3 protein-coding genes are annotated in these 2685 nt (G+C 45.1%); all 3 read left to right on the forward strand.

Annotation, left to right across the window (positions count from 1 at the left end; all coding sequences use genetic code 11):
* Window positions 1-142 precede the first annotated feature (142 nt).
* Window positions 143-547, forward strand: a complete 405-nt coding sequence (tnpA, locus tag ACTNDQ_RS15200; protein WP_441064979.1) for an IS66 family insertion sequence element accessory protein TnpA — start codon at window positions 143-145, stop codon at window positions 545-547.
* A complete protein-coding gene (tnpB, locus tag ACTNDQ_RS15205; RefSeq protein ID WP_441064980.1) occupies window positions 541-888 on the forward strand; it encodes an IS66 family insertion sequence element accessory protein TnpB in 348 nt (115 codons plus the stop codon). The genes tnpA and tnpB overlap by 7 nt, the downstream gene beginning before the upstream one ends.
* Before the next feature lie 71 nt (window positions 889-959).
* Window positions 960-2597, forward strand: coding sequence for an IS66 family transposase (gene tnpC / locus ACTNDQ_RS15210; protein WP_441064981.1), 1638 nt, complete (start codon window positions 960-962; stop codon window positions 2595-2597).
* Window positions 2598-2685: the final 88 nt, after the last annotated feature.

Raw genomic sequence — 2685 nt, forward strand, 5'->3', positions numbered from 1 at the left:
GTAAGCGCCTAATAACAGGGTGGATTTAACTTCCACCGAAAATCTGCCATAATCATAGAGGATAGACGCCAGCATTTTACTACAGATCTGATGCTAGGATCTGTGAAATGCCAGCATTTCACTATAATTATGGGGGTAACGTATGAACACACAAAGACGTACTGCTGACGAACAGTATCAGCTGATTATGGAATGCCGCAACAGCGGTCTCAGTGATTATCAATGGTGTACAGAGCATGACATCAATCCCGGCACTTTTTATAACTGGGTAAAAAGACTTCGAAAGAAAGCATGCTATGATATCCCGCCGGCTAATGGACGGGAAACTTATAGAGCCACACCCAAACAGGAGGTGGTAAAACTGGAAGTAATACCTGATGTTCCTACAGCTATGGATTCTAAGTCATTAGAAACTATTCGGAATGACCGAAGGTTTTCATCATCCATCGAGATTCAATCAGGTACTGTTTCTATTAGGATTTCAAATGATGTCGATCCAATGCTCCTGTCACAGATCATTCGATGCATGGCAGGAAATGTATGTTAGGCGATATCACTGTCGCAGATGAGATCTACGTGATCTGTGGCTATACAGATATGAGGAAATCCATAGACGGATTATGTGCCCTGATCCAGGATCAGTTAAAGATGGATCCCGGTAAAAACAGAGCCATCTACCTGTTCTGCGGCAAACGTAATGATCGTATAAAAGTGCTCCTCCATGAAAGCGATGGTTATGTACTTTTATATAAAAGGCTGGATGCCGGCATCGGAAAATACCGGTGGCCACGCAACCGCAAAGAAGTAAAACCTATCACCTGGAGACAGTTCGACTGGCTCATGTCAGGACTTGAAATCGAGCAGCCGAAGGCCATCAAAAGTGCCTGAAATGCTTGATTTTACGGGACTTTTCGCATGTTTTATGGTATAATAGATCCATAGAAAAGGAGCGAAAAACCATGTCTTCAGGAGCAAACGAGATCCGGCTCTTAGAGCTTAAGGATACTATTTCACAACTGAATACAACAATCAGCACTCAGAACGAGCTCATTCGTTCCATGCAGAAGATGCTGCAGGAACGTGATGAAAAAGACAGCGAAAAGGATAAGCTTATCGCAAATCTTCAGGCTCAGCTGGACTATCTGAAGACAAAACTTTTTGGCTCCACCAGCGAGATACGTCATGACCAGATGCCAGGACAGATGAATCTATTCCAGCTTCAGGATGAAGACGAACCTGCTCCTGTTGAATTGGAAGTTGAGTATATCGAAGTAAAGGCACACACAAAGACCCGCAAGCCAAAGGCAACCTATGATGAAGTCTTTGCTGATCTTCCGACAGAGAAAGTCTATGTCGATACTCTTACCGAGGAGCAGAAAACCTGTATCGAGTGTGGTACAAAAATGGTTCCGATTGGTCATGAACTGATCAGGACTGAGCTGCGATACACAGAACCAAAGCTGGAACGTATCGATTATTATGCGACCACATATGAATGTCCAAAGTGCAAGGAAACGGAAGATCCTCAGTTTATAAAAGATGAGGGAACACCGGCACTGATCCCGGGAAGTTATGTTTCATCCGGACTGGCTGCGCATGTGATGTATGCCAAGTATGTCATGTCCATACCTCTTTACCGCCAGGAGAAGGACTTCGAACATCTCGGCGCAAAGATCAGCCGTACTACAATGGCAAACTGGATCATCAGCTGCTCGAAAAACTATTTTTTGCCAATGTATGAATATCTGCATAGAAAACTACTGCAGCGAAGACAGCTGATGGCCGATGAGACTCCGATCCAGGTATTGAAGGAAGAAGGTCGGAGGCCTCAGAGTAAATCCTATGTCTGGCTGGTCCGCAGCGGTGATGATGGTGAGGTACCGATCATTCTGTATAACTATACACCGACCCGTGCCGGAAGTAATGTAGCCACATTTCTGAAAGGTGCAGTTCCGGGATACTATCTCATGGTGGATGGTTACAAAGGATACAATAAAGTACCAGAAGCACAGCGATGTTGCTGCTGGGCTCACATCAGAAGATACTGGCTGCAGGCCATACCCAAAGGGCATGAAAAGGATTATACCAATCCTGCCGTTCAGGGATTTCTATACTGTAATAAGCTGTTCGAATACGAACGTTCTTATCGTGAGAAAGGGCTGTCATTCAAACAGATCTATAACCGCCGTCTGAAGGATCAAAAACCTGTCATAGAGGCTTTTTTGTCGTGGCTTGATCAGCTTCAGCCAAAAAGCGGTGATCGGATCATCCGTGCCATCAACTATTCCAATGGCTGTCGTCCATACATGATGAATTATCTGAAAGACGGAGCATGCAGCCTGAGTAATAATCTTAGCGAGAACAGCATTCGCCCACTGGTCGTAGGCCGCAAGAACTGGCTGTTCAGTGATACGCCTGCAGGTGCAGACGCCAGCATGAAGATCTATTCAATGATCGAAACGGCTAAAGCGAATGATCTGGATCCGAAAAAATATCTGAACTATCTTTTGGAACATCGTCCGAGTGTTGAAATGTCAGACGATGAACTGAAACAGCTTGCCCCGTGGAGCAGCGCTGTTCGGGAAACTTGCAAATAAAAATGGAGTAAAATACTCGCATGTCTGGCATCCTAGCGCAGGGTGCCAGATTTCAGTTATGGGGTACACCTTAAAACTGTGCGCTTAC

This window comes from Blautia massiliensis (ex Liu et al. 2021) (assembly GCF_052064225.1).
In the GTDB taxonomy this organism is placed as follows: Bacteria; Bacillota; Clostridia; order Lachnospirales; family Lachnospiraceae; genus Blautia_A; species Blautia_A fusiformis.